The sequence below is a fragment of the Pseudoalteromonas sp. SA25 genome, assembly GCF_011378705.1.
Taxonomy (GTDB): domain Bacteria; phylum Pseudomonadota; class Gammaproteobacteria; order Enterobacterales; family Alteromonadaceae; genus Pseudoalteromonas; species Pseudoalteromonas arctica.
In genome coordinates this window covers 112,801-136,065 of sequence record NZ_WTKV01000012.1, presented here as the reverse complement: position 1 = coordinate 136,065, position 23,265 = coordinate 112,801, and the positions used below count along the sequence as shown (strand labels likewise).

At 41.3% G+C, this 23,265-nt stretch carries 21 protein-coding genes and 1 tRNA gene; 8 read left to right on the top strand and 14 right to left on the bottom strand.

All coding sequences use genetic code 11. The annotated features are described in order from the left end of the window. Positions 1-74: 74 nt before the first annotated feature. The 9 genes from rpoB to deoC all read right to left on the bottom strand — a co-directional run bounded on the left by rpoB (position 75) and on the right by deoC (position 9,024). Positions 75-4,100: a DNA-directed RNA polymerase subunit beta gene (gene rpoB, locus GQR45_RS11710; RefSeq protein ID WP_007580127.1), complete on the bottom strand. Its 4,026-nt coding sequence runs from the start codon at positions 4,098-4,100 to the stop codon at positions 75-77. A 271-nt stretch (positions 4,101-4,371) separates the two neighbouring features. Further along, positions 4,372-4,734: a 50S ribosomal protein L7/L12 gene (rplL, locus tag GQR45_RS11705; RefSeq protein WP_002958882.1), complete on the bottom strand. Its 363-nt coding sequence runs from the start codon at positions 4,732-4,734 to the stop codon at positions 4,372-4,374. 76 nt (positions 4,735-4,810) lie between these two features. Then, positions 4,811-5,305 carry a 50S ribosomal protein L10 gene (gene rplJ, locus GQR45_RS11700; RefSeq protein ID WP_024610769.1) on the bottom strand — a complete coding sequence of 165 codons (495 nt, stop codon included), beginning with the start codon at positions 5,303-5,305 and terminating at the stop codon, positions 4,811-4,813. 322 nt (positions 5,306-5,627) lie between these two features. Further along, the gene (gene rplA / locus GQR45_RS11695; RefSeq protein ID WP_007580124.1) at positions 5,628-6,332 is read right to left on the bottom strand and encodes a 50S ribosomal protein L1; all 705 of its coding nucleotides are present in this window, start codon (positions 6,330-6,332) and stop codon (positions 5,628-5,630) included. A gap of 3 nt (positions 6,333-6,335) precedes the next feature. Continuing rightward, positions 6,336-6,764, bottom strand: a complete 429-nt coding sequence (gene rplK, locus GQR45_RS11690) for a 50S ribosomal protein L11 (protein ID WP_002958879.1) — start codon at positions 6,762-6,764, stop codon at positions 6,336-6,338. A 213-nt stretch (positions 6,765-6,977) separates the two neighbouring features. Continuing rightward, positions 6,978-7,541 (bottom strand): transcription termination/antitermination protein NusG, encoded by a 564-nt coding sequence (gene nusG, locus GQR45_RS11685; protein WP_007580122.1) that lies wholly within the window; start codon positions 7,539-7,541, stop codon positions 6,978-6,980. A 4-nt stretch (positions 7,542-7,545) separates the two neighbouring features. Continuing rightward, positions 7,546-7,923: a preprotein translocase subunit SecE gene (gene secE, locus GQR45_RS11680; RefSeq protein ID WP_002958877.1), complete on the bottom strand. Its 378-nt coding sequence runs from the start codon at positions 7,921-7,923 to the stop codon at positions 7,546-7,548. A gap of 132 nt (positions 7,924-8,055) precedes the next feature. Further along, a tRNA-Trp gene (locus GQR45_RS11675) sits at positions 8,056-8,132 on the bottom strand. Positions 8,133-8,280: 148 nt separating this feature from the next. Further along, positions 8,281-9,024, bottom strand: coding sequence for a deoxyribose-phosphate aldolase (deoC, locus tag GQR45_RS11670; RefSeq protein ID WP_165725994.1), 744 nt, complete (start codon positions 9,022-9,024; stop codon positions 8,281-8,283). 450 nt (positions 9,025-9,474) lie between these two features. On the opposite strand from deoC, the gene cysG reads away from it, so the two are divergent. Genes cysG through cysQ form a run of 6 tightly spaced genes read left to right on the top strand, consistent with a single transcriptional unit; the run spans position 9,475 to position 16,437 of the window. Beyond that, complete coding sequence (gene cysG / locus GQR45_RS11665) at positions 9,475-10,902, top strand: siroheme synthase CysG (RefSeq protein ID WP_165725993.1); 1,428 nt, start codon at positions 9,475-9,477, stop codon at positions 10,900-10,902. Positions 10,903-10,951: 49 nt separating this feature from the next. Further along, positions 10,952-11,851 carry a sulfate adenylyltransferase subunit CysD gene (gene cysD / locus GQR45_RS11660; RefSeq protein ID WP_007580110.1) on the top strand — a complete coding sequence of 300 codons (900 nt, stop codon included), beginning with the start codon at positions 10,952-10,954 and terminating at the stop codon, positions 11,849-11,851. Next, entirely contained in the window at positions 11,851-13,275 is a 1,425-nt protein-coding gene (cysN, locus tag GQR45_RS11655) for a sulfate adenylyltransferase subunit CysN (protein ID WP_165725992.1), read from the top strand. The genes cysD and cysN overlap by 1 nt, the downstream gene beginning before the upstream one ends. A gap of 31 nt (positions 13,276-13,306) precedes the next feature. Beyond that, complete coding sequence (locus GQR45_RS11650) at positions 13,307-15,031, top strand: SLC13 family permease (RefSeq protein ID WP_165725991.1); 1,725 nt, start codon at positions 13,307-13,309, stop codon at positions 15,029-15,031. Positions 15,032-15,063: 32 nt separating this feature from the next. Continuing rightward, positions 15,064-15,657 carry an adenylyl-sulfate kinase gene (gene cysC / locus GQR45_RS11645; protein WP_149605738.1) on the top strand — a complete coding sequence of 198 codons (594 nt, stop codon included), beginning with the start codon at positions 15,064-15,066 and terminating at the stop codon, positions 15,655-15,657. 9 nt (positions 15,658-15,666) lie between these two features. Continuing rightward, the gene (cysQ, locus tag GQR45_RS11640) at positions 15,667-16,437 is read left to right on the top strand and encodes a 3'(2'),5'-bisphosphate nucleotidase CysQ (RefSeq protein WP_165725990.1); all 771 of its coding nucleotides are present in this window, start codon (positions 15,667-15,669) and stop codon (positions 16,435-16,437) included. 131 nt (positions 16,438-16,568) lie between these two features. Here the strand turns inward: cysQ and GQR45_RS11635 are convergent, their stop codons facing one another. Next, on the bottom strand, positions 16,569-17,054 hold the full coding sequence (locus tag GQR45_RS11635) for a hypothetical protein (RefSeq protein WP_010555009.1): 486 nt from the start codon (positions 17,052-17,054) through the stop codon (positions 16,569-16,571). Between the two features lie 385 nt (positions 17,055-17,439). Beyond that, positions 17,440-18,237 carry an alpha/beta hydrolase gene (locus GQR45_RS11630; protein ID WP_138489982.1) on the bottom strand — a complete coding sequence of 266 codons (798 nt, stop codon included), beginning with the start codon at positions 18,235-18,237 and terminating at the stop codon, positions 17,440-17,442. Positions 18,238-18,686: 449 nt separating this feature from the next. Here GQR45_RS11630 and GQR45_RS11625 point away from each other — a divergent pair, with 449 nt between their 5' ends. After that, complete coding sequence (locus tag GQR45_RS11625; protein ID WP_165725989.1) at positions 18,687-19,976, top strand: aromatic amino acid transport family protein; 1,290 nt, start codon at positions 18,687-18,689, stop codon at positions 19,974-19,976. Between the two features lie 133 nt (positions 19,977-20,109). Beyond that, the gene (locus GQR45_RS11620) at positions 20,110-21,453 is read left to right on the top strand and encodes a M24 family metallopeptidase (protein ID WP_165725988.1); all 1,344 of its coding nucleotides are present in this window, start codon (positions 20,110-20,112) and stop codon (positions 21,451-21,453) included. Positions 21,454-21,506: 53 nt separating this feature from the next. Here GQR45_RS11620 and speD read toward each other — a convergent pair whose 3' ends face one another. The 3 genes from speD to GQR45_RS11605 all read right to left on the bottom strand — a co-directional run bounded on the left by speD (position 21,507) and on the right by GQR45_RS11605 (position 23,254). Then, a complete protein-coding gene (speD, locus tag GQR45_RS11615) occupies positions 21,507-22,319 on the bottom strand; it encodes an adenosylmethionine decarboxylase (protein WP_007376266.1) in 813 nt (270 codons plus the stop codon). Between the two features lie 88 nt (positions 22,320-22,407). Beyond that, positions 22,408-22,821, bottom strand: a complete 414-nt coding sequence (locus GQR45_RS11610; RefSeq protein ID WP_165725987.1) for an OsmC family protein — start codon at positions 22,819-22,821, stop codon at positions 22,408-22,410. Between the two features lie 85 nt (positions 22,822-22,906). After that, positions 22,907-23,254 carry a DUF3802 family protein gene (locus GQR45_RS11605; protein ID WP_007580087.1) on the bottom strand — a complete coding sequence of 116 codons (348 nt, stop codon included), beginning with the start codon at positions 23,252-23,254 and terminating at the stop codon, positions 22,907-22,909. Between the last annotated feature and the right edge of the window lie 11 nt (positions 23,255-23,265).

Below are 23,265 nucleotides of genomic sequence, written 5' to 3'. Positions count from 1 at the left end.
GACGGATAATCTCGTCCCTACATTCTATTCAGCCGTAACAGATGCTGCAGCGTTAACTGCAGCATCTAATTGGCTTAATTTTCTTCCAACTCGATGTTGATACCCAGTGAGCGGATTTCTTTCAACAATACGTTGAACGATTCTGGCATACCTGGTTCCATTTTATGGTTACCATCAACGATGTTTTTATACATCTTAGTACGACCGTTCACGTCATCCGATTTCACTGTTAGCATTTCTTGTAGAGTGTAAGCAGCACCATAAGCTTCAAGTGCCCATACTTCCATCTCACCAAAACGCTGGCCACCGAACTGTGCTTTACCACCCAGCGGCTGCTGAGTAACAAGGCTGTAAGAACCAGTAGAACGTGCGTGCATCTTATCGTCAACCAAGTGGTTAAGTTTAAGCATGTACATGTAACCAACAGTTACTTGACGTTCAAACTGATCGCCAGTACGGCCATCATAAAGTGTAACCTGACCACTACGAGGATAGCCCGCAAGCTCAAGCATGTCTTTGATTTCGCTTTCTTTCGCGCCATCAAATGCAGGAGTAGCTATTGGTAAACCACCTTTTAAGTTTTCAGCTAGACGACGAATTTCGTCATCAGTGAAGCTAGCAATATCTACAACTTGGCGAGATTCGCCAATTTCGTATGCTTGCTTGATGAAGTCACGTAGCTCATGAAGCTCACGTTGCTCTTTCATCATCTCTTCAATACGTTCACCGATACCACGTGCAGCAAGACCCATATGTGTTTCAAGGATCTGACCGATGTTCATACGTGATGGTACACCTAGTGGATTCAATACGATATCTACCGTACGACCTTTGTCATCGTAAGGCATATCTTCTACTGGTACGATAGTCGAGATAACACCTTTGTTACCATGACGACCCGCCATTTTATCACCCGGTTGGATACGACGTTTAACAGCTAGGTATACTTTAACAATCTTAAGTACGCCTGGTGCTAAGTCATCACCTTGGGTAATTTTACGACGTTTGTTTTCAAACTTCTTATCGTATTCAGCTTTAAGTTCATCGTACTGTGCAGCAAGCTGCTCAAGCTCAGCTTGCTTGTCTTCTTCAGCAAGGCTTTGCGTAAGTACTTTTTCAGCATTTAGAGATGCAAGTTTATCTTCATCAAAACCAGCAGCTATAAGTAGCTTACGTGCACGGTCTAAAACGCCTGCTTCTAAAATACGGAACTCTTCGTTGAAGTCTTTCTTCGCTTCGCGAAGCTGCATGTCTTCAACTTCTAACGCGCGTTTATCTTTTTCAACACCATCACGGGTGAAAACTTGCACGTCAATTACAGTACCAGTTACAGAATTTGGTACACGTAAAGAGCTGTCTTTAACGTCAGACGCTTTTTCGCCGAAGATAGCACGCAGTAGCTTCTCTTCAGGTGTAAGCTGTGTCTCGCCTTTAGGAGTCACTTTACCTACTAGGATATCGCCGCCTTTAACTTCAGCACCAATATATACAACGCCTGATTCATCAAGCTTGCCTAGCGCAGACTCACCCACATTCGGGATATCTGCAGTGATCTCTTCTGGACCTAATTTAGTATCACGGGCAACACACTGTAGTTCTTGAATATGGATAGTCGTTAGACGATCTTCTTCAACTACGCGCTCTGATAACAAGATTGAATCTTCGAAGTTATAACCGTTCCATGGCATGAATGCCACGCGAAGGTTTTGACCAAGGGCTAAGTCACCTAAGTCAGTCGAAGGACCATCTGCTAACACGTCACCACGAGTAACCGGTTCGCCAACCATACAAGTTGGTTTTTGGTTAATACATGTATTTTGGTTTGAACGTGTGTATTTGGTTAAGTTGTAGATGTCGATGCCCGCTTCACCAGGAATGCGTTCTTCTTCATGTACATTTACAACGATGCGACTTGCGTCAGCATACATTACTTCACCACCACGTTTAGCAACGATAGTTACACCAGAATCTTTCGCTAGTGTTAACTCAATACCAGTACCTACTAACGGCTTATCCGCTTTCAATGTTGGTACTGCTTGACGTTGCATGTTTGAACCCATCAATGCACGGTTAGCATCATCGTGTTCTAGGAACGGGATAAGTGCTGCCGCTACAGAAATCACCTGTTGTGGTGATACATCCATATACTGCTGGTCCATGCGACCCATAAAGGTAGATTCACCTTTGTGACGACATGGGATAAGTTCATCAACAAACTCATTGGTTTCAGTTAAGTTTGAGTTCGCCTGTGCGATAACAAACTGACCTTCTTCAATGGCTGATAAATAATCAACTTCATCAGTTACAACACCGTCTACCACTTTGCGGTAAGGTGTTTCTAAGAAACCGTAGTCATTTGTACGTGCGTACGTAGACAACGAGTTAATTAGACCGATATTTGGACCCTCAGGAGTCTCGATTGGACATACGCGACCATAGTGAGTTACGTGAACGTCACGTACTTCAAAGCCTGCGCGTTCACGAGTTAGACCGCCCGGACCTAATGCAGAGATACGACGTTTATGCGTAACTTCTGATAGTGGGTTATTTTGGTCCATAAACTGTGATAACTGAGACGAGCCGAAGAACTCTTTAACAGCTGCCGAAATAGGCTTAGCGTTAATAAGATCTTGTGGCATTATCGCGTCAAGGTCACCTAAGCTTAAACGCTCACGTACAGCACGTTCGACACGTACTAGACCAACACGGAATTGGTTCTCAGCCATTTCGCCAACACTACGTATACGACGGTTGCCTAAGTGATCGATATCATCAACATCGCCTTGACCGTTACGAATAGCAATTAATACTTTCATAACAGACACGATGTCTTCTTTGCTTAATGTGCCAGGGCCTGTGTCTGTATCGTAACCAACACGGCTATTGAACTTCATACGACCTACAGTAGATAAGTCATAACGTTCTTCAGAGAAGAACAAGTTCTGGAATAAGGCTTCAGCCGCGTCTTTCGTCGGTGGCTCGCCTGGGCGCATCATGCGGTAAATTTCTACTAGTGCTTCTAAACGGCTGCTTGCAGAGTCAATGTTTAATGTATTTGACATGTAAGCACCGCTGTCCACTTCATTGATATATAACGTATCAATTTTAGTGTAACCGGCTTTAACCAATTCAGCCATTAGCTCTAGAGTTAGCTCGTCATTTGCATTTGCAATAACTTCACCAGTTGACTCATCAACATAGTTTTTAGCTACAATACGGCCAATGATGTACTCATGTGGTACTTCTAATTGCTTAATGCCTTTCTTTTCGATGCTCTTGATGTGGCGAGCCGTAACACGACGACCGCTTTCAACAAATACTTCACCGTCTTCGCTCTTGATATCAAAAGCGGCAGTTTCACCACGTAAACGCGAAGGTACAAGTTCCATAAGAACTTTACCATTCGTTACTTCAAACGTAGTGTTATCGAAGAACATATCTAGGATTTGTTCGCTAGAATACTCTAGTGCACGTAGGATGATAGACGCCGGTAATTTACGACGACGGTCAATACGTACATATAAGTTATCTTTTGCATCAAATTCGAAGTCTAACCATGAACCACGGTAAGGTATAACGCGTGCGTTATATAATACTTTACCCGATGAATGGGTTTTACCGCGGTCGTTATCAAAGAATACACCAGGGCTACGGTGTAGCTGAGAAACGATAACACGCTCTGTACCATTGATTACAAAAGTACCGGTATCTGTCATGAGCGGAATTTCGCCCATGTAAACTTCTTGCTCTTTAATGTCTTTAACTGTGCCTGGTGCTTCTTTGTCCATAACAACAAGACGCAGTTTCACGCGAAGTGGAGCAGAATAAGTCACACCGCGAATTTGACATTCTTTTACATCGAAAACTGGCTCACCAATACGGTAACTTACGTATTGAAGCTCAGAATTTCCCGAGTAGCTTTTAATAGGGAACACAGAACGGAAGGCAGCTTCCAAACCATGATCGCCATCAGCGTCCGGCACTAAGAATTTTTTAAACGATTCTAACTGTGTAGACAGTAAAAAAGGTATATCCAAAACTTGTGGACGTTTACCAAAATCCTTACGGATACGTTTCTTTTCAGAATAAGAGTAAGCCATGGGGTTCCTCAGCTTGCTGATCTTTGACCCGACCTGTTCTTGTAAGAACAGACTTAACTGGCAGCTATGCCAAGATTTTACAACATTTAACTGTTGTTCTAATTAGATCCCACTTTAACACTAGCAAACTATAAAGCGTTGAAAGTAAAGAAAAAATCAGATTTTATTTGAACTAAAAGAGTGCATCACTCTATAGCGCAAAAAGGCCGGTGATTAAATAATCACCAGCCCTTGCCTGATTTCTCAGGCAGCGAACTTAGCAAAAGCTAAATTACTTAACCTCAACTTCAGCACCAGCTTCAGTAAGATCTTTTGCAAGTGCTTCAGCTTCTTCTTTAGATACACCTTCTTTAACAGGTGTAGGAGCAGCTTCAACAAGAGCTTTCGCTTCTTTAAGGCCAAGGCCAGTTGCGCTACGAACAGCTTTGATTGCAGAAACCTTGTTAGCGCCAGCGCCAGTAAGGATTACGTCAAATTCTGTTTTCTCTTCAGCAGCTTCAGCAGCTGGACCAGCTACCATTGCAGCTGCAGCAGTTACGCCGAATTTTTCTTCCATTGCTTCGATAAGAGCAACAACGTCCATTACTGACATTTCAGCAATTGCGTCAAGGATTTGGTCTTTAGATACAGACATTACAAATTTCCTAATAATTAACGGACATTACGTCCAAATAAATTTTACACCGAAAGTGAGATTAAACAGCTTAAAATTAAGCAGCTTGCTCTTCTTTCTGTAGACGTACTGCTTCAATTGTTTTACACAATTTGCCAGCAGACGCTTCTTTCATAGCACTCATTAAGCGTGCAACAGCTTCATCGTATGTAGGTAATGTAGCAAGCATTGCTGCATCAACAACATTTCCTTCAAAAGCGGCCGTTTTAAGCTCGAATTTCTCATTCTTTTTCGCGAAATCTGAAAAGATACGCGCAGCAGCACCTGGGTGCTCTGATGAGAAAGCAATTAAGCTTGGACCAACAAATGAATCAGAAAGACACTCAAAATCTGTTCCTTCAAGAGCACGTTTTGCTAAAGTGTTACGGACAACTTTCATCCAAACACCATTTGCACGAGCTTCTTTACGAAGGGCAGTAATTGCGCCAACTGTTACACCACGAGAATCTGCAACAACTGCAGATAGAGCACCATTGGCTGCTTCGTTGACTTCAGCAACTATTGCTTTTTTGCCTTGAAGATTTAAAGCCATGGGTGTTACTCCTGGTTTAATGGGGATACCGATTATCGGATTCCCCTGTTCTACTCTTCCCTACCAAACAAGGTAGAGATGCTTTTTACGGCGAGAGCCAGAAGGATTAGGAAAAATCTATCTGGGGTCTACACCGTCTACGTAGGTGAATATTAAGGCCGAAGCCACCTACGGTCTTGGACGGAAGCCCAATTTATCGTTAACCCCGAAGGCTTAACGAAATTATGGACTTCAACCCGAATTCTTTACTTTGCCAATTAATAAATTAATCAACAAAATGGCGCGAAATTATAGTACAAATTTCACGCCATGTAAACACTGATTAAGCTACAGTTGTGCTTAAAGTGTTTTGGTCTACAGAAACGCCTGCGCCCATTGTTGTAGAGATAGTTACTTTCTTCAAGTAAACACCTTTAGCTTGAGAAGGTTTAGCCTTCTTAAGCGCAACAATTAGAGACTCAAGGTTTTGTTGTAATTGCTCTGCAGTGAAATCAACCTTACCAATAGTAGTATGGATGATGCCATTTTTGTCATTACGGTAACGTACTTGACCTGCTTTAGCATTTTTAACTGCTTCTGCAACGTTAGGCGTTACAGTACCAGTTTTAGGGTTTGGCATTAGACCACGTGGGCCTAAGATTTGACCTAGTTGACCAACAACACGCATAGCGTCTGGTGATGCAACAACAACATCAAAGTTCATCTCGCCTTTTTTAACTAGTTCAGCAAGATCTTCCATGCCTACTAATTCAGCACCGGCTTCTTTTGCAGCTTCTGCATTAGCGCCTTGTGTGAATACAGCAACACGAACGTCACGACCAGTACCGTTAGGTAGTACAGTAGCACCACGAACGTTTTGATCAGATTTACGAGCATCGATACCAAGGTTAACGGCAACGTCAACACTTTCTACGAATTTAGCTGTCGCTAACTCTTTTAAAAGAGCAACTGCTTCATTGATTTCGTAATCTTTTGTTACTTCCACTTTTTCGCGGATAGTACGCATACGTTTAGTTAATTTAGCCATTTCTTAGTCCTCTACGTTCAAGCCCATCGCACGCGCAGAACCTGCGATAGTGCGAACCGCTGCGTCCATATCGGCAGCTGTAAGGTCAGTTCGTTTTGTCTCAACAATTTCTTCAAGTTGAGCACGAGTTACTGTGCCTACTTTATCAGTGTTAGGACGGCCTGAGCCTGACTTGATACCAGCAGCTTTCTTAAGTAAGTAAGCAGCAGGTGGCGTTTTCATGTCGAACGTAAATGAACGGTCACCGTAAACAGAGATCACTACAGGAACTGGAGCGCCTTTTTCGATAGACTCTGTACGTGCGTTAAACGCTTTACAGAATTCCATGATGTTTACACCGTGTTGACCTAGTGCAGGACCTACTGGAGGACTAGGATTAGCCATACCAGCGGCAACTTGTAGCTTGATTAGAGCTTCAACTTTTTTAGCCATTATAAATACCTCATTTGGTGGGTCTCAGCCTTGTGCGCGCGAGGACGCGTACTCTAACGGCTTCCCAGTTTAAAAATTGGTTTCGTACTTTTTGCACAGTAAAAATAAATTTTACCTTAATACAAAAAGGCCGCTGATTATAAGTTAATCAGCGGCCTTTTTCAAGCTTCATGCCAAAATTTAAATAAAAATTAGCGAAGCTTTTTTAATCAATTACTTATCTTGCTCAACTTGACCGAATTCAAGCTCAACTGGCGTAGAACGACCAAAAATAAGTACAGATACTTTTACGCGGCTCTTTTCGTAGTCAACTTCTTCAACTACACCACTGAAATCTGCAAATGGTCCGTCTGTAACGCGAACAACTTCACCTGGTTCAAATAATGTAGCAGGTTTAGGTGCTTCAGCATTTTCTTGAAGGCGATTAAGAATGCGTTCTGCTTCTTTAGGAGTTATTGGAGCAGGACGATCAGACGTTCCACCAATAAAGCCCATTACACGTTCAGTGCTGTTCACTAAGTGCCAGCTTGCGTCATTCATATCCATTTGTACTAATACATAACCTGGAAAGAATTTACGCTCAGATTTACGCTTTTGCCCAGCGCGCATCTCAACAACTTCTTCAGTTGGTACTAGTATCTCACCAAAGCTCGATTCAAGGCCTTCGATTTTAATGTGTTCAGTTAACGTTTGAGCTACACGCTTTTCGTAACCAGAAAAGGCTTGTACTACATACCAACGTAACTTAATTTCTTTGTTCTCGTTCTCATCCGACATGGGATCAGATCTCCAATCCAGTTAAAAAGCCTACAGCGCGGAATAAAATGCCATCTAATCCCCAAAGGATCAGTGCCATAATCACTGTTGCAACCATTACAATTAATGTCGTGTGGGTAGTTTCTTGGCGCGTTGGCCAAATAACTTTGCGTACTTCAATTCGAGCTTCTTTAGCGAAAGCAAGAAAGTTACGTCCCTTAAATGTTTGCGAGGCAATTGCTAATCCGGCCGCTATTGCAACAACAACGCCGATAGCACGTAGTAGTACAGATTGATCTGCATACATGTGATTACCAACAACTGCGCCTGCAAGTAGCGCGATTGCTACTAACCACTTTACTGACTCCATCGCACTTGATGGTGTTTCTACATTCGTGCTCATAATATTATTACCTTAACTACAGACACAACAACCCTACGCTACGGCAGGGTTAATCCATTAAAATCTAAACTTAAAAACAGACTTAATTTAAACCGGTTTTTAATCTCAGACTACTCAAATAACAAGTAAGACTGGCAGGGGCGGAGAGATTCGAACTCCCAACCATCGGTTTTGGAGACCGCTGTTCTACCAATTGGAACTACGCCCCTGCAAAGTGGATGCCTATTATACTTACGCAGTCCATTAACACAAGCCTAAAAGATACCCACATTGGAAAATCTAATTAATTAATTACATTATTGTTTAAACTGCTAATAATTTAATCGGTTATATAAATGTACAATCCTAAAATATTGGTTATTTTCCTAAGGTTTTATAAACATCATTCAGTAAGCTTGAAGCACCAAATCTAAATGTATTTGCTTGCAAATAATCATCACCCATTATTGCGCGTGCTAGCGCTAAATAATCACTGGTATCGGCAACAGTTTTAACACCGCCGGCAGCTTTAAAGCCCACACGTTTATTTGATTTTTTAATGGCTGTTAGCATAATTCTTGTTGATTCAAGGGTTGCATTAATGGCCACTTTACCCGTACTGGTTTTTACAAAATCGGCACCACCTTCAATAGCCAATTGAGTAGCCTGCGTTATAAGTGCTTCAGTTTTAAGCTCACCGCTTTCTATTATTACTTTTAGTTGGGCGCGCGACCCACATGCTTTTTTACTTTCGCTTACATAGCTAAGTACTGTTTGAACATCGCCCGCTATGAGTTTTTTGTAAGGAATAACCAAATCAATTTCGTCAGCGCCGCGCTCTATAGCAATAAGTGTTTCGTTAATTACATCACTCAGTGGTGTATCACCCGTTGGGAAATTAGTGACTGTTGCAACTTTTACGTGATTAAGCTCACGCGCTGCGAGTGCTATTTTTGCATCATCAACAAAGTCGCTATAAACACATACTGCAGCAGGTGTGCCCAGCGTCGGGTTTATACTATCAACAAGCGCTTGAATGTTTTTGGTTGTATCGCTGGTGTTTAAGCTTGTTAAATCCATCAGTGCGACTGCTAATGCGGCATCTTTTTGGTGTTGTGTCATTAGAGCTCCGTTGCTTATGTAATACCAATTTTATTAAAAACATAATCATTTTAGCGTATTAAATAACTCACTAACTACGGTAAAAATTATTTATATAGAACAACTATGCATCATAATTTTAGCCTTGTTATTGAGCTATTTTCTCGTCGCTATAATAGATCACTAATTTAATGCAATTGGTATAAGTACAAAATTTGATATGCCTCCATATTAACAAATTAAACCAAACTCGCTATAGCTCATAACCAAACACTATAAGCTGTTTATTTTACTTGTAACTCGGCGCAATCCCTTGTTAACTAACTCTTAGGCCTAAAAAGCCCACCTATTATAACTTTTGGTTATATCAACTTGGTTTTAATTATTTTTTACTTATTGATAGCCGCTATATTCTGCTTATCAGAATAAAGCGTTTTCTTATATTTGAATTTGTTTAGGGGTCTTATTAACGTGCAGTATTTACCTATCTTTACCAAACTCGACAACAAACCAGTATTGGTTGTTGGCGGTGGAGAGGTCGCATTACGCAAATGTCGCGCGTTTTTAAAAGCGAGAGCGAGCGTTACTTTAGTAGCGCCTTGGTTTTGCGACGAACTAAAAGAGCATGCGCATAATAATGAAGTAACGCTTATTGATGCTTATTTTGATGAATCGCATCTCGATGGCAAAATGCTTGTTATTGCAGCAACCGACCGCGATGAAGTAAACAACAACGTATTTGAACTTGCCAATGCCCGCAATGTATTTGTAAACGTGGTTGATGACCAACCTAAATGTACGTTTATATTTCCATCCATTGTTGACCGCGACCCAATTACGATTGCGATATCAAGTGCAGGCACAGCGCCGGTACTTGCACGTCGCTTACGCGAAAAGCTCGAAACCCTTATTCCGCATCATATTGGTCCACTTGCAACACTTGTTGGTGGCTTTAGAGACAAAGTAAAAAAACGCTTTAAACATTTTTCAGACCGCCGCCAATTTTGGGAAGGCGTATTCGACTCATCTGTCGTGAGTAAAGTGCAAACCGGTGATACTCAAGCCGCACAGCAACAACTAGAGCAAATGCTAGATGCTAAAGCAGAACCTGAAGGCGAAGTATATATAGTAGGTGCAGGCCCTGGCGATCCAGAGCTTTTAACACTTAAAGCACTACAACTTATGCAACAAGCCGACGTCGTCGTTTACGACTTTTTAGTGTCTGACGAAATTATGGAATTAGTGCGCCGCGATGCTGACCTTATTTGTGTAGGCAAACGTTTAGGCGATCATAGTGTTGTTCAAGACGACACCAACCAAATGCTGGTCGACCTTGCTAAACAAGGCAAAAAAGTGTGCCGCATTAAAGGTGGCGACCCGTTTATTTATGGTCGTGGTGGCGAAGAAGTACAAGTACTGGCTGCTAACAACGTAAATTATCAAATTGTACCAGGTATTACAGCCGCTGCAGGTTGTAGTGCTTATGCGGGTATTCCGCTAACGCATCGTGACCATGCACAAGCCATTCAATTTGTAACTGGCCACTGTAAAAAAGACGGCCAAGAACTTGATTGGCAATCGCTAGCAAAAGCAAATCAAACGCTTGCTATTTACATGGGCGTAATTAAATCGCCGCACATACAAAGCGAGCTTTTAAAACATGGCCGCAAAGCCGACACACCTGTTGCCATTATCGAAAACGGTACACGCAAAAATCAGCGTGTAGTAACAGGCCAATTAGGCGAACTTGCCGACTTAATTGAACGCAACAGCATTATATCGCCTGCGTTACTCATTATTGGTGAAGTAGCCGCCCTGCACTCGCAACTAGCGTGGTTTGGGAAAAACGAACAAACAAGCAGCTTTGCACAGCCGCTAACAGATGTATCAAATCCATAAACGAATTTTAAATTTGTAACTTTTAATCATTTTAGTAGGACGACTAACAATGGCTTTAACTCACCTTCAGCAACTTGAAGCTGAAAGTATCAAAATCATGCGCGAAGTCGCCGCTGAGTTTGAGAACCCAGTAATGCTTTACTCTATTGGTAAAGATTCGTCGGTACTTTTGCACTTAGCGCGTAAAGCATTTTACCCTGCAAAAATTCCGTTTCCGTTATTGCACGTAGACACCAATTGGAAATTTCGTGAAATGATTGAGTTTCGCGACCGTATAGCTAAAGAATACGGTTTTGACCTACTGGTACATAAAAATCCAGAAGGCATTGAAATGGGTGTAGGCCCGTTTACGCATGGCTCGGGTAAACATACCGACATAATGAAAACCCAAGGCTTAAAGCAAGCACTTAACAAATATGGTTTTGATGCTGCATTTGGTGGCGCACGCCGCGACGAAGAAAAGTCACGCGCAAAAGAGCGTGTTTACTCGTTCCGCGACAAACACCACCGTTGGGACCCTAAAAACCAACGTCCTGAGCTTTGGAACACTTATAACAGCCAAGTTAATCAGGGCGAAAGCATTCGTGTTTTCCCGTTATCTAACTGGACTGAGCTTGATATTTGGCAATACATTTATCAAGAAAACATCGACATGGTGCCGCTTTACCTAGCAAAAGAGCGCCCTGTTGTTGATCGCGATGGCACCCTAATTATGGTTGACGATGAGCGTATGCCACTTAATGAGGGTGAAGTACCGCAAATGAAATCTGTACGTTTTCGTACACTAGGCTGCTACCCACTTACCGGTGCAGTTGAGTCAACAGCAAGTACTTTAACCGAAATCATCGAGGAAATGCTGCTATCTACGTCATCTGAACGTGAAGGTCGTGTTATTGACCATGATTCAGCAGGCTCAATGGAGAAGAAAAAACGTGAGGGGTATTTTTAATGTCTAGCCAAAATAACGATACATTTAACGAAGTAAAAGAAATAGGCATAGACGCCTACCTAGCACGCCAACAAGACAAAAGCTTATTGCGTATGCTTACGTGTGGCAGCGTAGATGACGGTAAATCAACATTGATTGGCCGCCTACTGCACGACAGCCACCAAATTTATGAAGATCAGCTAGCTGCCCTTCATAAAGATAACGAAAAAGTAGGTAATGCAGGTGAAGATCTTGACCTTGCATTATTGGTTGATGGCTTACAAGCTGAGCGTGAGCAAGGTATTACCATTGACGTAGCGTACCGTTACTTTTCAACGGCTAAGCGTAAATTTATTATTGCCGACACGCCTGGGCACGAGCAATACACGCGCAACATGGTAACGGGTGCATCAACAAGTGATGTCGCCATTATTTTGGTTGATGCGCGTTACGGCGTGCAAGTACAAACCAAGCGCCACAGCTTTATTTGTGACTCGCTTGGCATTAAGCAGTTTGTTGTTGCCGTTAATAAAATGGATATCGTTGATTTTGACGAAACCGTGTATGAAAAAATTAAGGCCGATTACCTTAAATTTGCTGAGCAACTTAACGTATCAAACATTAAGTTTGTGCCTATGTCGGCGCTTAAAGGCGACAACGTAGTAACGCGATCTGCTCATACACCGTATTACACTGACAAGCCGCTACTTGAATTACTAGAAGATTCGCCAGCAGCCGAAACAGATACAGGCTTTGAAGCGCGCCTACCGGTGCAATATGTCGTGCGTCCTAATTTAAACTTCCGTGGTTTTCAAGGCACACTTACATCAGGCAAGATACACGTAGGCGATGCTATAAAAGTATTACCATCGGGTAAAACATCAAGCATTAAAGAAATTGTTACCTTTGATGGCAACCTAGACAGCGCCGAAGCAGGCCAAGCAATTACCGTTACCCTAAATAACGAAATTGATATTAGCCGAGGCGACGTAATAGTGCCTGCAAATTCTACGGCCGTTGTTACTAACCAGTTGCAAGCTAAAATTGTGTGGATGCATGAGTCGCCATTAGTATTAGGTAAAAGCTATAACCTAAAGCTAGGCAGCAAAAACACCTCAGCTATTGTTACAAAAATTGATTACACAATTGATGTGAACACGCTTGAGCACGGCACTAACGACTCACTGCAGTTAAACGAAATTGCGATTGTAACGCTTGAACTAACCGAAACTATTTTGGCAGACGAGTACCACAGCAATCACGAAACAGGCTCGTTTATACTAATCGATCGCTTATCAAACTTAACGGTTGGTGCGGGCATGATTGAACAAGTACTGCAAAGCCAAGCACAGCAAAGTAACTTTAGCGAATTTGAAGTTGAATTTAACAGCTTAGTACGCAAGCACTTTCCGCATTGGCAAGCGCTTGATATTTCTAAGTTATAAGTTAACTTTAGCCTGTTAGGAATTTAAAAGCATGGTAGAACAGCTCGTTTTAACAGGCATTATGCTTACCTTAGTCGGGTGCCTTTTTGGCACCCGTATTAATCCAGCATGGTTATTTGTAAGCGCCATTGGCACCAGCTACTTAGCAGGGCTAATCGATCTTGAAAGCATGTTAATTAATTATGCTAACCCGTCGCTTATCACCTTAGTGCTATTGGTGTTAGTGTCGACCGCAATAGAAAAAACCACCCTAATTCAAAAGTTAGCGCAATCGCTATCTAAAGGTAGTTTAGTAAAATCGGTAACAAAGCTGGGATTATCGACCGCCTTTTTATCGTCGTTTACTAACAATACCGCCGTTGTTGCATCGCTTATTACCGCGATAAAAGACAACCCTAATCACTCCCCTTCAAAGCTATTATTACCGCTGTCGTACACTGCTATTTTGGGCGGCACCATTACGCTTATTGGTACATCAACCAACTTAATCGTCAATGGCTTTGCAGTCGATGCGGGCATGGAACCGTTGGGCTTTTTTGACTTTACCTTAGTTGGTTTAGGCGCGTTAAGCGTAGGCCTAATTACCATTTTAGTGATGCTTAAATACTTACCCGACAACGGTAAAAGCGACCAAGAAGTCGTGCCTTTTTACCTAGAAGGTAAAGTACAAGCAAACTCAAAGTTAATAGGCCAGACCGTTGAAGAAAACGGCCTGCGTGATTTAAAAGACTTATTCCTCGCTGAAATTATTCGCGATGGCAGCCGTATTTGCGCAGTCACCCCGCAGCAAATTATTCAAAAAGATGACGTGCTGCTGTTTGTAGGTGACATAAAATCGGTGCCATTACTTACCCGTTTCGACGGCCTAAAAGTAGTGCACGAGAATCATCAAAAAGACATAGAACATTTAGTAGAAGTAGTCGTAAGTCAATCATCAAAATTTATTGGCAAAACCGTAAAAGAAGCCCGCTTTAGAGAGCAGTTTCATGCAGCCGTTATTGCTATTCGCCGTGGGCACGACCGCTTACAAGGCGGCCTTGGGCAAGTGCAATTGCAAGCTGGCGACTCGCTAATACTGGCCCCAGGCAAAAACTTTTACACCTTGCCTAATTTAAAGCGCGAGTTTGTGTATATTTCAGGGTTTGACTTACAAGCTCACCTTGCACCTAAACAATCAAACATTGTGCTACTGTGCTTTGCCGCAGTACTGGGTTTAAGCATTATTGGCATAGTGCCGCTGGTTAAAGGCTTATTAGTATTACTGATTGGCTTAATGCTCAGCGGCACCATAAAACTTAACGAAGTAAAACGCCGTTTTCCTATCGAGTTACTCGTAGTCGTAGGCAGCGCCATTGGCCTTGCCAAGTTAATGATAGGCACCGGACTTGCTGGGCAAATATCCGACGCCATGTTTATGGTACTTGGCGACTTTGGTCCTTACGGCGCATTTATAGCTATATTTTTAATGACCGTATTATTTACCGAGCTTATTACTAATAACGCAGCAGCTGCCTTGTCGTTCCCTGTTGCTTACTCGCTCGCGGTTGGTTTTAATGTAGACCCGCTGCCATTTATTATGGCGGTTGCCTTTGGCGCATCAGCTAGCTTTATATCGCCATTTGGGTACCAAACTAATCTAATGGTTTATAGCGCGGGTAACTATCGCTTAAAAGATTACATAGTGATGGGCTTACCCCTTTCTATTATTTATTCAATCACGGTATTAACCCTGATCCCGCAGGTATTTCCGTTTTAATACCTGCGCTCACAGCATAAGAGACTCTCACTATGGATGAAAATATAGTTTGGCATAACTACGCAACTACAAAAGCACAGCGTAGTGAGCAAAAAAAACATAAGCCCGCTATTTTATGGTTTACCGGCTTTTCGGGCTCTGGCAAAAGCACCGTAGCAAACGCACTAGAAGCGGCGCTTAATCAGCAAGGTACGCACACTTACCTACTCGATGGCGACAACGTACGCCACGGTTTATGTAAAGACCTAGGCTTTAGCGACGAAGACCGCATTGAAAACATACGCCGCGTAGGCGAAACCGCTAAATTAATGACCGACGCTGGCTTGTTAGTACTTACTGCGTTTATATCGCCTTTTAGAGCCGAGCGCGACATGGTGCGTAACTTAGTAGATGACGGCGAGTTTATTGAAGTATTTATCGATACCCCACTGGATGTATGCGAAAGCCGCGATCCAAAAGGCTTATACAAAAAAGCCCGCGCTGGAGAGATAAAACACTTCACGGGTATCGATTCAAGCTACGAAGTGCCAAACAATCCAGAAATAATTTTAGATACAAGTAAAAACACCCTAGACCAATCGGTTACACAACTGATAACGTATCTAAAACAAAAGCACATAATATAGGTTAACCCCATGAATCAAACCGAACTGCTAGAAGAAACCCTCATCCTTGCCCGCAAAGCAGGCCAAGCGATAATGGGAATTTACGAAAAGGACTTTAACGTTGAGTACAAAGCCGATGAAAGCCCCGTAACCGACGCCGATTTAGCAGCTCATAAACTGATTGTGGCAGGGCTTCAACAGCTCACACCCGACATTCCAATACTCAGTGAAGAAAACGCCGACATAAGCTGGGATGTACGTAAAACGTGGAAAAGCTACTGGTTAGTTGACCCAATCGACGGCACTAAAGAATTTATTAAAAAGAACGGTGAATTTACCGTAAACATCGCCCTAATTAAAAACGGCACTCCTATTTTAGCCGTAGTAGATGCACCTGCCCTTGGCGTATCGTACTTAGCCGCCGAAGCCATTGGTGCATTTAAAGATAAAGGCGATGAGCGAATTGAGCTTAAAGTAACAACTAAACCTAACAAAGGGTTAATTCGTGTTGTAGGCAGTCGCTCGCACCCATCACCCGATTTAGCCGAGTTTGTGAAACGCTTTGATGAGGTTGAAATGGTGTCAAAAGGCAGCTCACTAAAGTTGTGTTTAGTAGCTGAGGGCAGCGCCGATATTTACCCGCGCTTAGGTCCAACCTGCGAATGGGATACAGGCGCAGGCCATGCAATCGCCGAAATAGCCGGTGCTAAAGTCACTAAGCTTGATGGCAGCCCGCTTATTTATAACACTAAAGATGAGTACTTAAATCCGTATTTTATTGTGAGTGCTATAGAAGAGTAAGCGCAGTTTTAAGTGGTTAGCTATCGGTTGTTAAAAAGACAATTGATAGCTTTTGCTCTTCATATTATGAAGAGGTGACAACTGCATATTGAGAAGACTATTGCCCTGTTTAAAGCGCTTATTATATGCCTTTAGTTTGCAGGCTTATTTCTGTATCTTCGCAACTTTCTTAATAAGTGTTCAGGATCTTCGTCAGAGCCTTTAGCTCTCAAATATTCTTCGGCTATTTCATATTGCGAACGTTTTTTCTTTTTGTTACCAATAGCTTCCATAGATAATGTTATCTCTAAAAATTTAACGTCTTGCTTTTTTGCTTCTCGCCCAGAAAAGTTTCCAATACCTTTAATGGGCTTCCCATAAAATGATTCTTCAAGATCAACTTTACCAGCTTGTAACATATACACTTCATAAATCTCTGATATTTTTAGTAATAATTCAGGTGGTGGGTAAATCCCAAATTCCATAAAATATGCAAGTTTACCAAGTGGATTTTCCGACTCCATAGGGCGATTATTTTCTAAATTTAACTCACTATAAAAATGTTTATTGAGATACTTCCACGCGTCCTCTAATTCATTAATGGTTTGCTCATTAATATCTAGATATTTACCCTTCATAGCCAACCTTTAAAATATTACTGTAAAAATGAATGCAGCAATTATGCTACCTAAAGTATTTAAAGCTAATATACCACTTGGTTTCTCGTACCACTTTATTGAATTATTACTCATACTATCCCCCCTTAATTAGTTAAGTAATAATTATTAATTAAATAAACCTAATAAGTAAGGACACTCAAGCTTCTAGATATCCGTTGCCACACCTACTCAGCTAAAATCTAAAAAACTATAAAATAAAGTAAGAATTGACGGGAGCTATGGCGTGTTGGGTTTTATTACTTTAGGTCTTGTTTTTAGTTTAGGACGAAAGCCAAAAAGAATGTTCTAATCCAATTTACTAAGTACTTACCCCTCATTGCACACTTTTTAAAAGCTACAACCCTTAACGATTTTGCTGGGCGATAAAAGCAAGCGAGTGCTGATTGAATAAGTCTGGGCGCTCCACATTACAGACATGGCCGCAATGGTGAATAGTTTGCAGTACGCTGTTTTTATGACGCTTAACCATTTCTTTAACAGGGCCAAGGAACATATGATCTTCCTTACCCATAATATACAGAATGGGAATATCAATGTCTTTTTCTTTGAAGTATTGCATTAAAGGGTTTACGTCCATGGCTAATTTAAACCACTTTATAAACTCTTTTTGGCACAAGCGTTTTGCTTCACGAACAAACAAAAGTCGAGATTCTTTATGACGCTTTTTCGGCATCATAATAAAAGCAAATAAGCGATACAGCCACATATAAGGCAGGAAGTGTTTAAAAGTATTACCTAAATAAACCAATGTATTACTGCGAGTATTAAAACGAGTAACCGCTCCACCTAGCACCATGCTAGAAACATATTGCGGCGCAATTTCAGCAATATTTCGAATGAGTATTGTGCCCAATGAAATACCAACAAAGTGTGCGCTGGTGATATTGTTATGATCTAACACATCGATAATGTCTTTAGAGACATTATTAAATGAATAATTATTATCAACAAAGTTTTGTACTAAGTTATTCGATTTACCGTGACCACGAAGATCCAGCAACAACACATTATATTCTTTTTTATAGGCTTTAAGCTGACGAAACCAAATTGCCGAACTACCACCTGCTCCATGGACAAATACAACCCATGTTTTACTGGTTTCGTGCGCAAAAGTAGTATGGAAGAGAATCTCTTTGCTCATTGCAGTTAGTGGCCTATTTACTTCGTTTGGCATATTCAATTGCAGGAAGTATAACGGAGTTTAATAAAAATCTCTTATGAAGTTGAGATCAATGGCTTCTACTTAACAGCTTTTGGGAGCAGATTTTGATTTTTAAATGAAAACCAATAAAAATGACCTTCCCCTATTTTTACGTTATGAAAACCGCCTTCCTCGGCTTTCCTGCTAGCATGACGCTATAGCGTGTTGGGTTTCGCTCTAACCAACCTACCCCGTACAGTAACTCTATAATGTGGCTTGCCATTTAAGGCTTTTGCTCACTTTTACACCACTGTTTCGTATTCATGACACTTACCCTCCAATTGAGCCTAATTAATTAGTCTAAAAATCTCTTCAAAACATGAAAAATGTCTCTAAAAACTATACCCTTCGGCGCAGTTATTATTTAAATAATGGATGAGCACACACACATGACAACATCTCAAGATGCAACGCTTTCAAATGCATCACCAAACACACACACAAATTCAAGCAAAAATTCAAATACAAAAACTAAATGGAACCTGCACGATACGCAGTGGACATTAAGTTTATTTGGTACCGCCGTTGGTGCGGGTATTTTATTTTTACCTATTAACATTGGTATTGGCGGTTTTTGGCCGTTAATTATTATGGCGTGTTTAGCGTTCCCAATGACCTTTTTTGCGCACCGTGGATTAGCGCGCTTTGTACTTTCATCAAAAAATAAAGATGCCGATTTTACCGATGTAGTTGAAGAGCACTTTGGTGTGACTGCGGGGCGGTTAATTTCTTTATTATACTTTTTATCTATATTCCCAATTTTGCTTATTTACGGTGTGGGCTTAACTAATACCGTTGATAGCTTTATAGTTAATCAAATGGGGATGGAATCACCTTCTCGCGTGTTGCTTTCGGGTGTATTAGTTGCAGGTATGATTAGCTTAATGATGGGCGGCGAGCGCTTAATGCTGCGTGCCTTTGCTATTTTAGTTTACCCGCTTGTGGGTATATTGTTCTTTTTATCACTTTATTTAATCCCAAGCTGGCAAATGCCAGATATGACAATGCCTGAAATGGGCAGCTTTGGAAAAACATTGTGGTTATCGATTCCTATTATTGTGTTTTCGTTTAGCCACGCAGCGGCTATCTCAAGCTTTGTAAACGTGCAACGCGGTCACTACGGTGAACAAGCTACACATAAGTCTGAGGCGATTTTAAAGCGCACTAGCTTACTACTTATTACCTTTGTACTGTTATTTGTGTTCTCTTGCGTGCTGTCGCTTACAGGCGAGCAAATGGCCGCTGCTAAAGCCGCTAACGTATCGGTTTTATCCTACCTTGCTAATATTACTGATAACTCGTTTATTGCCACACTTGGGCCGCTTGTTGCCTTTATTGCTATTACATCGTCGTTTTTGGGTCACTTTTTAGGGGCACGTGAGAGCTTTACGGGTTTAGTAACTAAACAAACAAGCTTAAGCGCAAAAGCGGCCGATAAAATTGGTGTGTTAATTATGTTTTTAGCTATTTGGTTTTGCGCTGTTAAAAACCCAAGTATTTTAGACATGATGGATCAGTTATCGGGCCCTATCATCGCAATGATTCTATTCATCATGCCAATGATTGCAGTTTATAAAGTGCCTGCACTTCATAAATACCGCAACCGTTTAAGCACGCTATTTATATTAGCGGTTGGCTCACTTGCTGTATTTGCACTTATTTACAGCATGATTAATTAATACGCTATATATTCAAAAGCCCAGCTAAGTTAATTAGCTGGGCTTTTTTGTTTGTACGCTTTGTCTCAAATTATTTTTTTATAGTGTGGGTTCTGGCATGTTAAGTACAAATTAGCCTAAAAATAGCCCAACTATGCAATACAATAAATTATTACTAATAAGCGCATGTTTGCTCGCAACACTATTTGTAAGCCCTTTAGTTCAAGCTTCAGAATCTCCAATAATTTTATCAATGAAAGAGCGCGCTACGTTTATAGATAAAATAACTGAGCTTAGAGTTAATACCTTAATGCCCTCGCTAATGAAGCAGCACAACACTGATATGTGGCTACTTATAAGTCGTGAATATAACGAAGATCCAATATTAAAAACAATGCTGCCTGCAACATGGCTTTCAGCCAGACGCACCACTATTTTGCTATTTGCACTTAATAAACAAGGTGGTGTTGATGCTTACGCTATTGCGCCTTATAAAATAGGTAACGTATTTAGAAAAGGGTGGGATAAACAAACACAACCAAGCCAGTGGGAAGCACTCAATACACTTATTGAGCAATACAAACCTCGCAACATTGCGCTTAATACTTCTACCGACTGGGCACATGCCGATGGCCTTGTGCTAGGCGATTACAAAACCTTAATGGCTAACTTGCCCGCCGCTTATCACAATAAAATAATTTCTGCCGAGCCGCTTGCTGTTGCGTGGTTAGAGCAACGCATTCCTGAAGAAGTTAAAATGTATAAGCATATTGTGGCTATTGCCCATCATATTATTGCAGAGGGGTTTTCGGGTAAAACTATTACGGTGGGTAAAACAACTAACGATGACTTGGTATGGTGGTTTAGAGAGCGCGTAAAAGAGCTCAAACTACAAACATGGTTTCACCCAAGTGTTGCTATTCAGCGCGCCGATGCGAAGTCGTTTAATCATGAAAAAAGCTTTACCAATGGCTACGATGATAACGTTATACAAGCCGGTGACTTACTTCATGTAGATTTTGGGATTACTTATTTACGCTTAAATACCGACACGCAGCAGCATGCGTATGTGCTCAAAGAAAACGAAACGAGTGCGCCTAGTTACTTAGTTGAAGCACTAAAAAGCGGTAATAAACTACAAGACATATTTACCAATCAATTTGCGGTAGGTAAAACCGGTAATGAGGTTTTAGCTGCAGCACGAAAAGCCGCTATTGTTCAGGGATTAAAACCCACTATTTATACTCATCCTCTTGGCTATCATGGCCACGCTGCTGGCACTACATTAGGTATGTGGGATTCTCAGCAAGGTGTACCGGGAGATGGTGACTATCCGCTGCATTTAAATACGGCTTACTCAATTGAGCTTAACAATGCTGTGTTTATAAAACAGTGGAATAAAGAAATAAGAATAATGCTAGAGGAAGATGCTATTTTTGATAAAAGCGGTGTCTGGTATTTAAATGGCCGACAAACACAGCTATTGCTTGTAAAATAAAGCATAAAAAAATGGCGCTCACTGAGCGCCATTTTTAATTTAATTCGTTGCTATTATTCTGTATCTGGCAGGTTACGGCCATAGAATATTTCTTGCATTTCACGGGTCAGCTTTGAGCGAATTTCGTCTTCTTCGCCTTCAGATAAATCTGCCGTAGAAAGGCCGAACAAATACGTGTTTAGATCGGTTTCTTTTAACATCATTTTGGTATGGAACAGGTTTTCTTGATACACGTTCACGTCCATCATTTGGTACGCTTCTTTTGTATCTTCTGTCATGAAGTTTTGAATCGAGCTAATAGCATGATCAATGTAGTGCTTAACACCGTTTATGTCGCGGGTAAAACCACGAACGCGGTAGTCAATTGTTACTACGTCTGATTCAAGGCTATGAATTAAGAAGTTTAACGCTTTAAGTGGCGAAATAATGCCACAAGTAGACACTTCAATATCAGCACGGAATGTACAAATACCATCATCAGGGTGAGCTTCTGGGTATGTGTGTACACAAATGTGGCTTTTATCTAGGTGCGCAACAACTGAATCAGGTAATGGGCCTGGTGCTTCGTCAGCATCGTAATTTTGCTGCTCTTCTACTGGTTCTTCTGAAACCAAAATAGTTACACTTGCGCCTTGCGGTTCATAATCTTGGCGCGCTACATTTAAAATGTTAGCACCAATAATATCAACAACTTCACCTAAAATGTCGGTTAGTCTATCTGCACTGTACTGCTCATCGATATATTCAATATATTCTTTACGTTGTTGCTCGGTCTTTGCGTAACAAATATCATAAATACTAAAGCTTAAACTTTTGGTTAAATTGTTAAAGCCATGAAGTTTAAGTTTATCGAAGGGTTTGTTCATAATAAACCAACCTATAAATTAGTGGGTTCTGCACCTGCAGAATGAAAAGTTCGCGGATTTTATACGAATTTCCCTCGTGGAAAAAGCGTTATTTTGCTTGATCTTGCACAACTTCGTGGCTATGCGTAATTTCTACTGTTTTATCAAGCATTAATGCAACTGAGCAATACTTTTCAGCAGAGAGTGAAACCGCGCGTGCAAGATGCTTTTCAGACACATTATTGCCTTTAACAACAAAGTGTAAGTTGATTTTGGTAAACACACGTGGGGCTGTTTCGGCGCGCTCTGCACTTAGTTGTACTTGTACATCTGAAAAATCTTGTTTGGCTTTTTTTAAAATACTAACCACGTCAACTGATGAGCAACAGCCAACTGACATTAAAACCATTTCCATTGGGCTTGGTGCTGCACTATCGCTGCCGCCATCAAACACAACATTGTGGTTAGAATTAGAACGACCAATAAACGTATCGCCTTCAACCCATTTTACATTTTCTTGCATTGTTATATCTCAAAAAATATTTTCTTGATTGTAAGCAAGTTAGCCGTAGTTGCAAATGAAAATGCAACGCAGGGCTATAAAATGGCTAAGATTGTTGTGTTAAAGCGCTATCAAAGAGGTTTTTTACTAAACCTGCAAATTCATCTATAAAGGCATGCTGTTCAACCGTGACAGGCTGTGAGGTGATGCTGCTGAGGACTTCTTCTAAATCGTAAACAATGCCATCAACTTCGCGTACAATTTGACTACGCTGCTCTGTGTTGAGGTTTGTGTGCTGCTCGCAAATGAGCATCACATTTTGTGCAATAACGTCTTCGATTAATTCCATTACTGTTGGGGCACCTGGTTTTATTTCGCCTGGCTTCTCAAACAATGCTAAATTTTGAGTTAGATACATGATCAAATCATCGTACCCTTGCCTATCTAAAACCATTTTTGTACCAC

What these genes read in the sequence shown, in the direction of transcription:
- rpoB (WP_007580127.1), bottom strand. Translation starts at nt 4,100, where the DNA reads ATGGCTTACTCTTATTCTGAAAAGAAACGTATCCGTAAGGATTTTGGT.
- rplL (WP_002958882.1), bottom strand. Translation starts at nt 4,734, where the DNA reads ATGTCTGTATCTAAAGACCAAATCCTTGACGCAATTGCTGAAATGTCA.
- rplJ (WP_024610769.1), bottom strand. Translation starts at nt 5,305, where the DNA reads ATGGCTTTAAATCTTCAAGGCAAAAAAGCAATAGTTGCTGAAGTCAAC.
- rplA (WP_007580124.1), bottom strand. Translation starts at nt 6,332, where the DNA reads ATGGCTAAATTAACTAAACGTATGCGTACTATCCGCGAAAAAGTGGAA.
- rplK (WP_002958879.1), bottom strand. Translation starts at nt 6,764, where the DNA reads ATGGCTAAAAAAGTTGAAGCTCTAATCAAGCTACAAGTTGCCGCTGGT.
- nusG (WP_007580122.1), bottom strand. Translation starts at nt 7,541, where the DNA reads ATGTCGGATGAGAACGAGAACAAAGAAATTAAGTTACGTTGGTATGTA.
- secE (WP_002958877.1), bottom strand. Translation starts at nt 7,923, where the DNA reads ATGAGCACGAATGTAGAAACACCATCAAGTGCGATGGAGTCAGTAAAG.
- deoC (WP_165725994.1), bottom strand. Translation starts at nt 9,024, where the DNA reads ATGACACAACACCAAAAAGATGCCGCATTAGCAGTCGCACTGATGGAT.
- cysD (WP_007580110.1), top strand. Translation starts at nt 10,952, where the DNA reads ATGGCTTTAACTCACCTTCAGCAACTTGAAGCTGAAAGTATCAAAATC.
- cysN (WP_165725992.1), top strand. Translation starts at nt 11,851, where the DNA reads ATGTCTAGCCAAAATAACGATACATTTAACGAAGTAAAAGAAATAGGC.
- GQR45_RS11650 (WP_165725991.1), top strand. Translation starts at nt 13,307, where the DNA reads ATGGTAGAACAGCTCGTTTTAACAGGCATTATGCTTACCTTAGTCGGG.
- cysC (WP_149605738.1), top strand. Translation starts at nt 15,064, where the DNA reads ATGGATGAAAATATAGTTTGGCATAACTACGCAACTACAAAAGCACAG.
- cysQ (WP_165725990.1), top strand. Translation starts at nt 15,667, where the DNA reads ATGAATCAAACCGAACTGCTAGAAGAAACCCTCATCCTTGCCCGCAAA.
- GQR45_RS11635 (WP_010555009.1), bottom strand. Translation starts at nt 17,054, where the DNA reads ATGAAGGGTAAATATCTAGATATTAATGAGCAAACCATTAATGAATTA.
- GQR45_RS11630 (WP_138489982.1), bottom strand. Translation starts at nt 18,237, where the DNA reads ATGAGCAAAGAGATTCTCTTCCATACTACTTTTGCGCACGAAACCAGT.
- GQR45_RS11625 (WP_165725989.1), top strand. Translation starts at nt 18,687, where the DNA reads ATGACAACATCTCAAGATGCAACGCTTTCAAATGCATCACCAAACACA.
- GQR45_RS11620 (WP_165725988.1), top strand. Translation starts at nt 20,110, where the DNA reads ATGCAATACAATAAATTATTACTAATAAGCGCATGTTTGCTCGCAACA.
- speD (WP_007376266.1), bottom strand. Translation starts at nt 22,319, where the DNA reads ATGAACAAACCCTTCGATAAACTTAAACTTCATGGCTTTAACAATTTA.
- GQR45_RS11610 (WP_165725987.1), bottom strand. Translation starts at nt 22,821, where the DNA reads ATGCAAGAAAATGTAAAATGGGTTGAAGGCGATACGTTTATTGGTCGT.
- GQR45_RS11605 (WP_007580087.1), bottom strand. Translation starts at nt 23,254, where the DNA reads ATGGTTTTAGATAGGCAAGGGTACGATGATTTGATCATGTATCTAACT.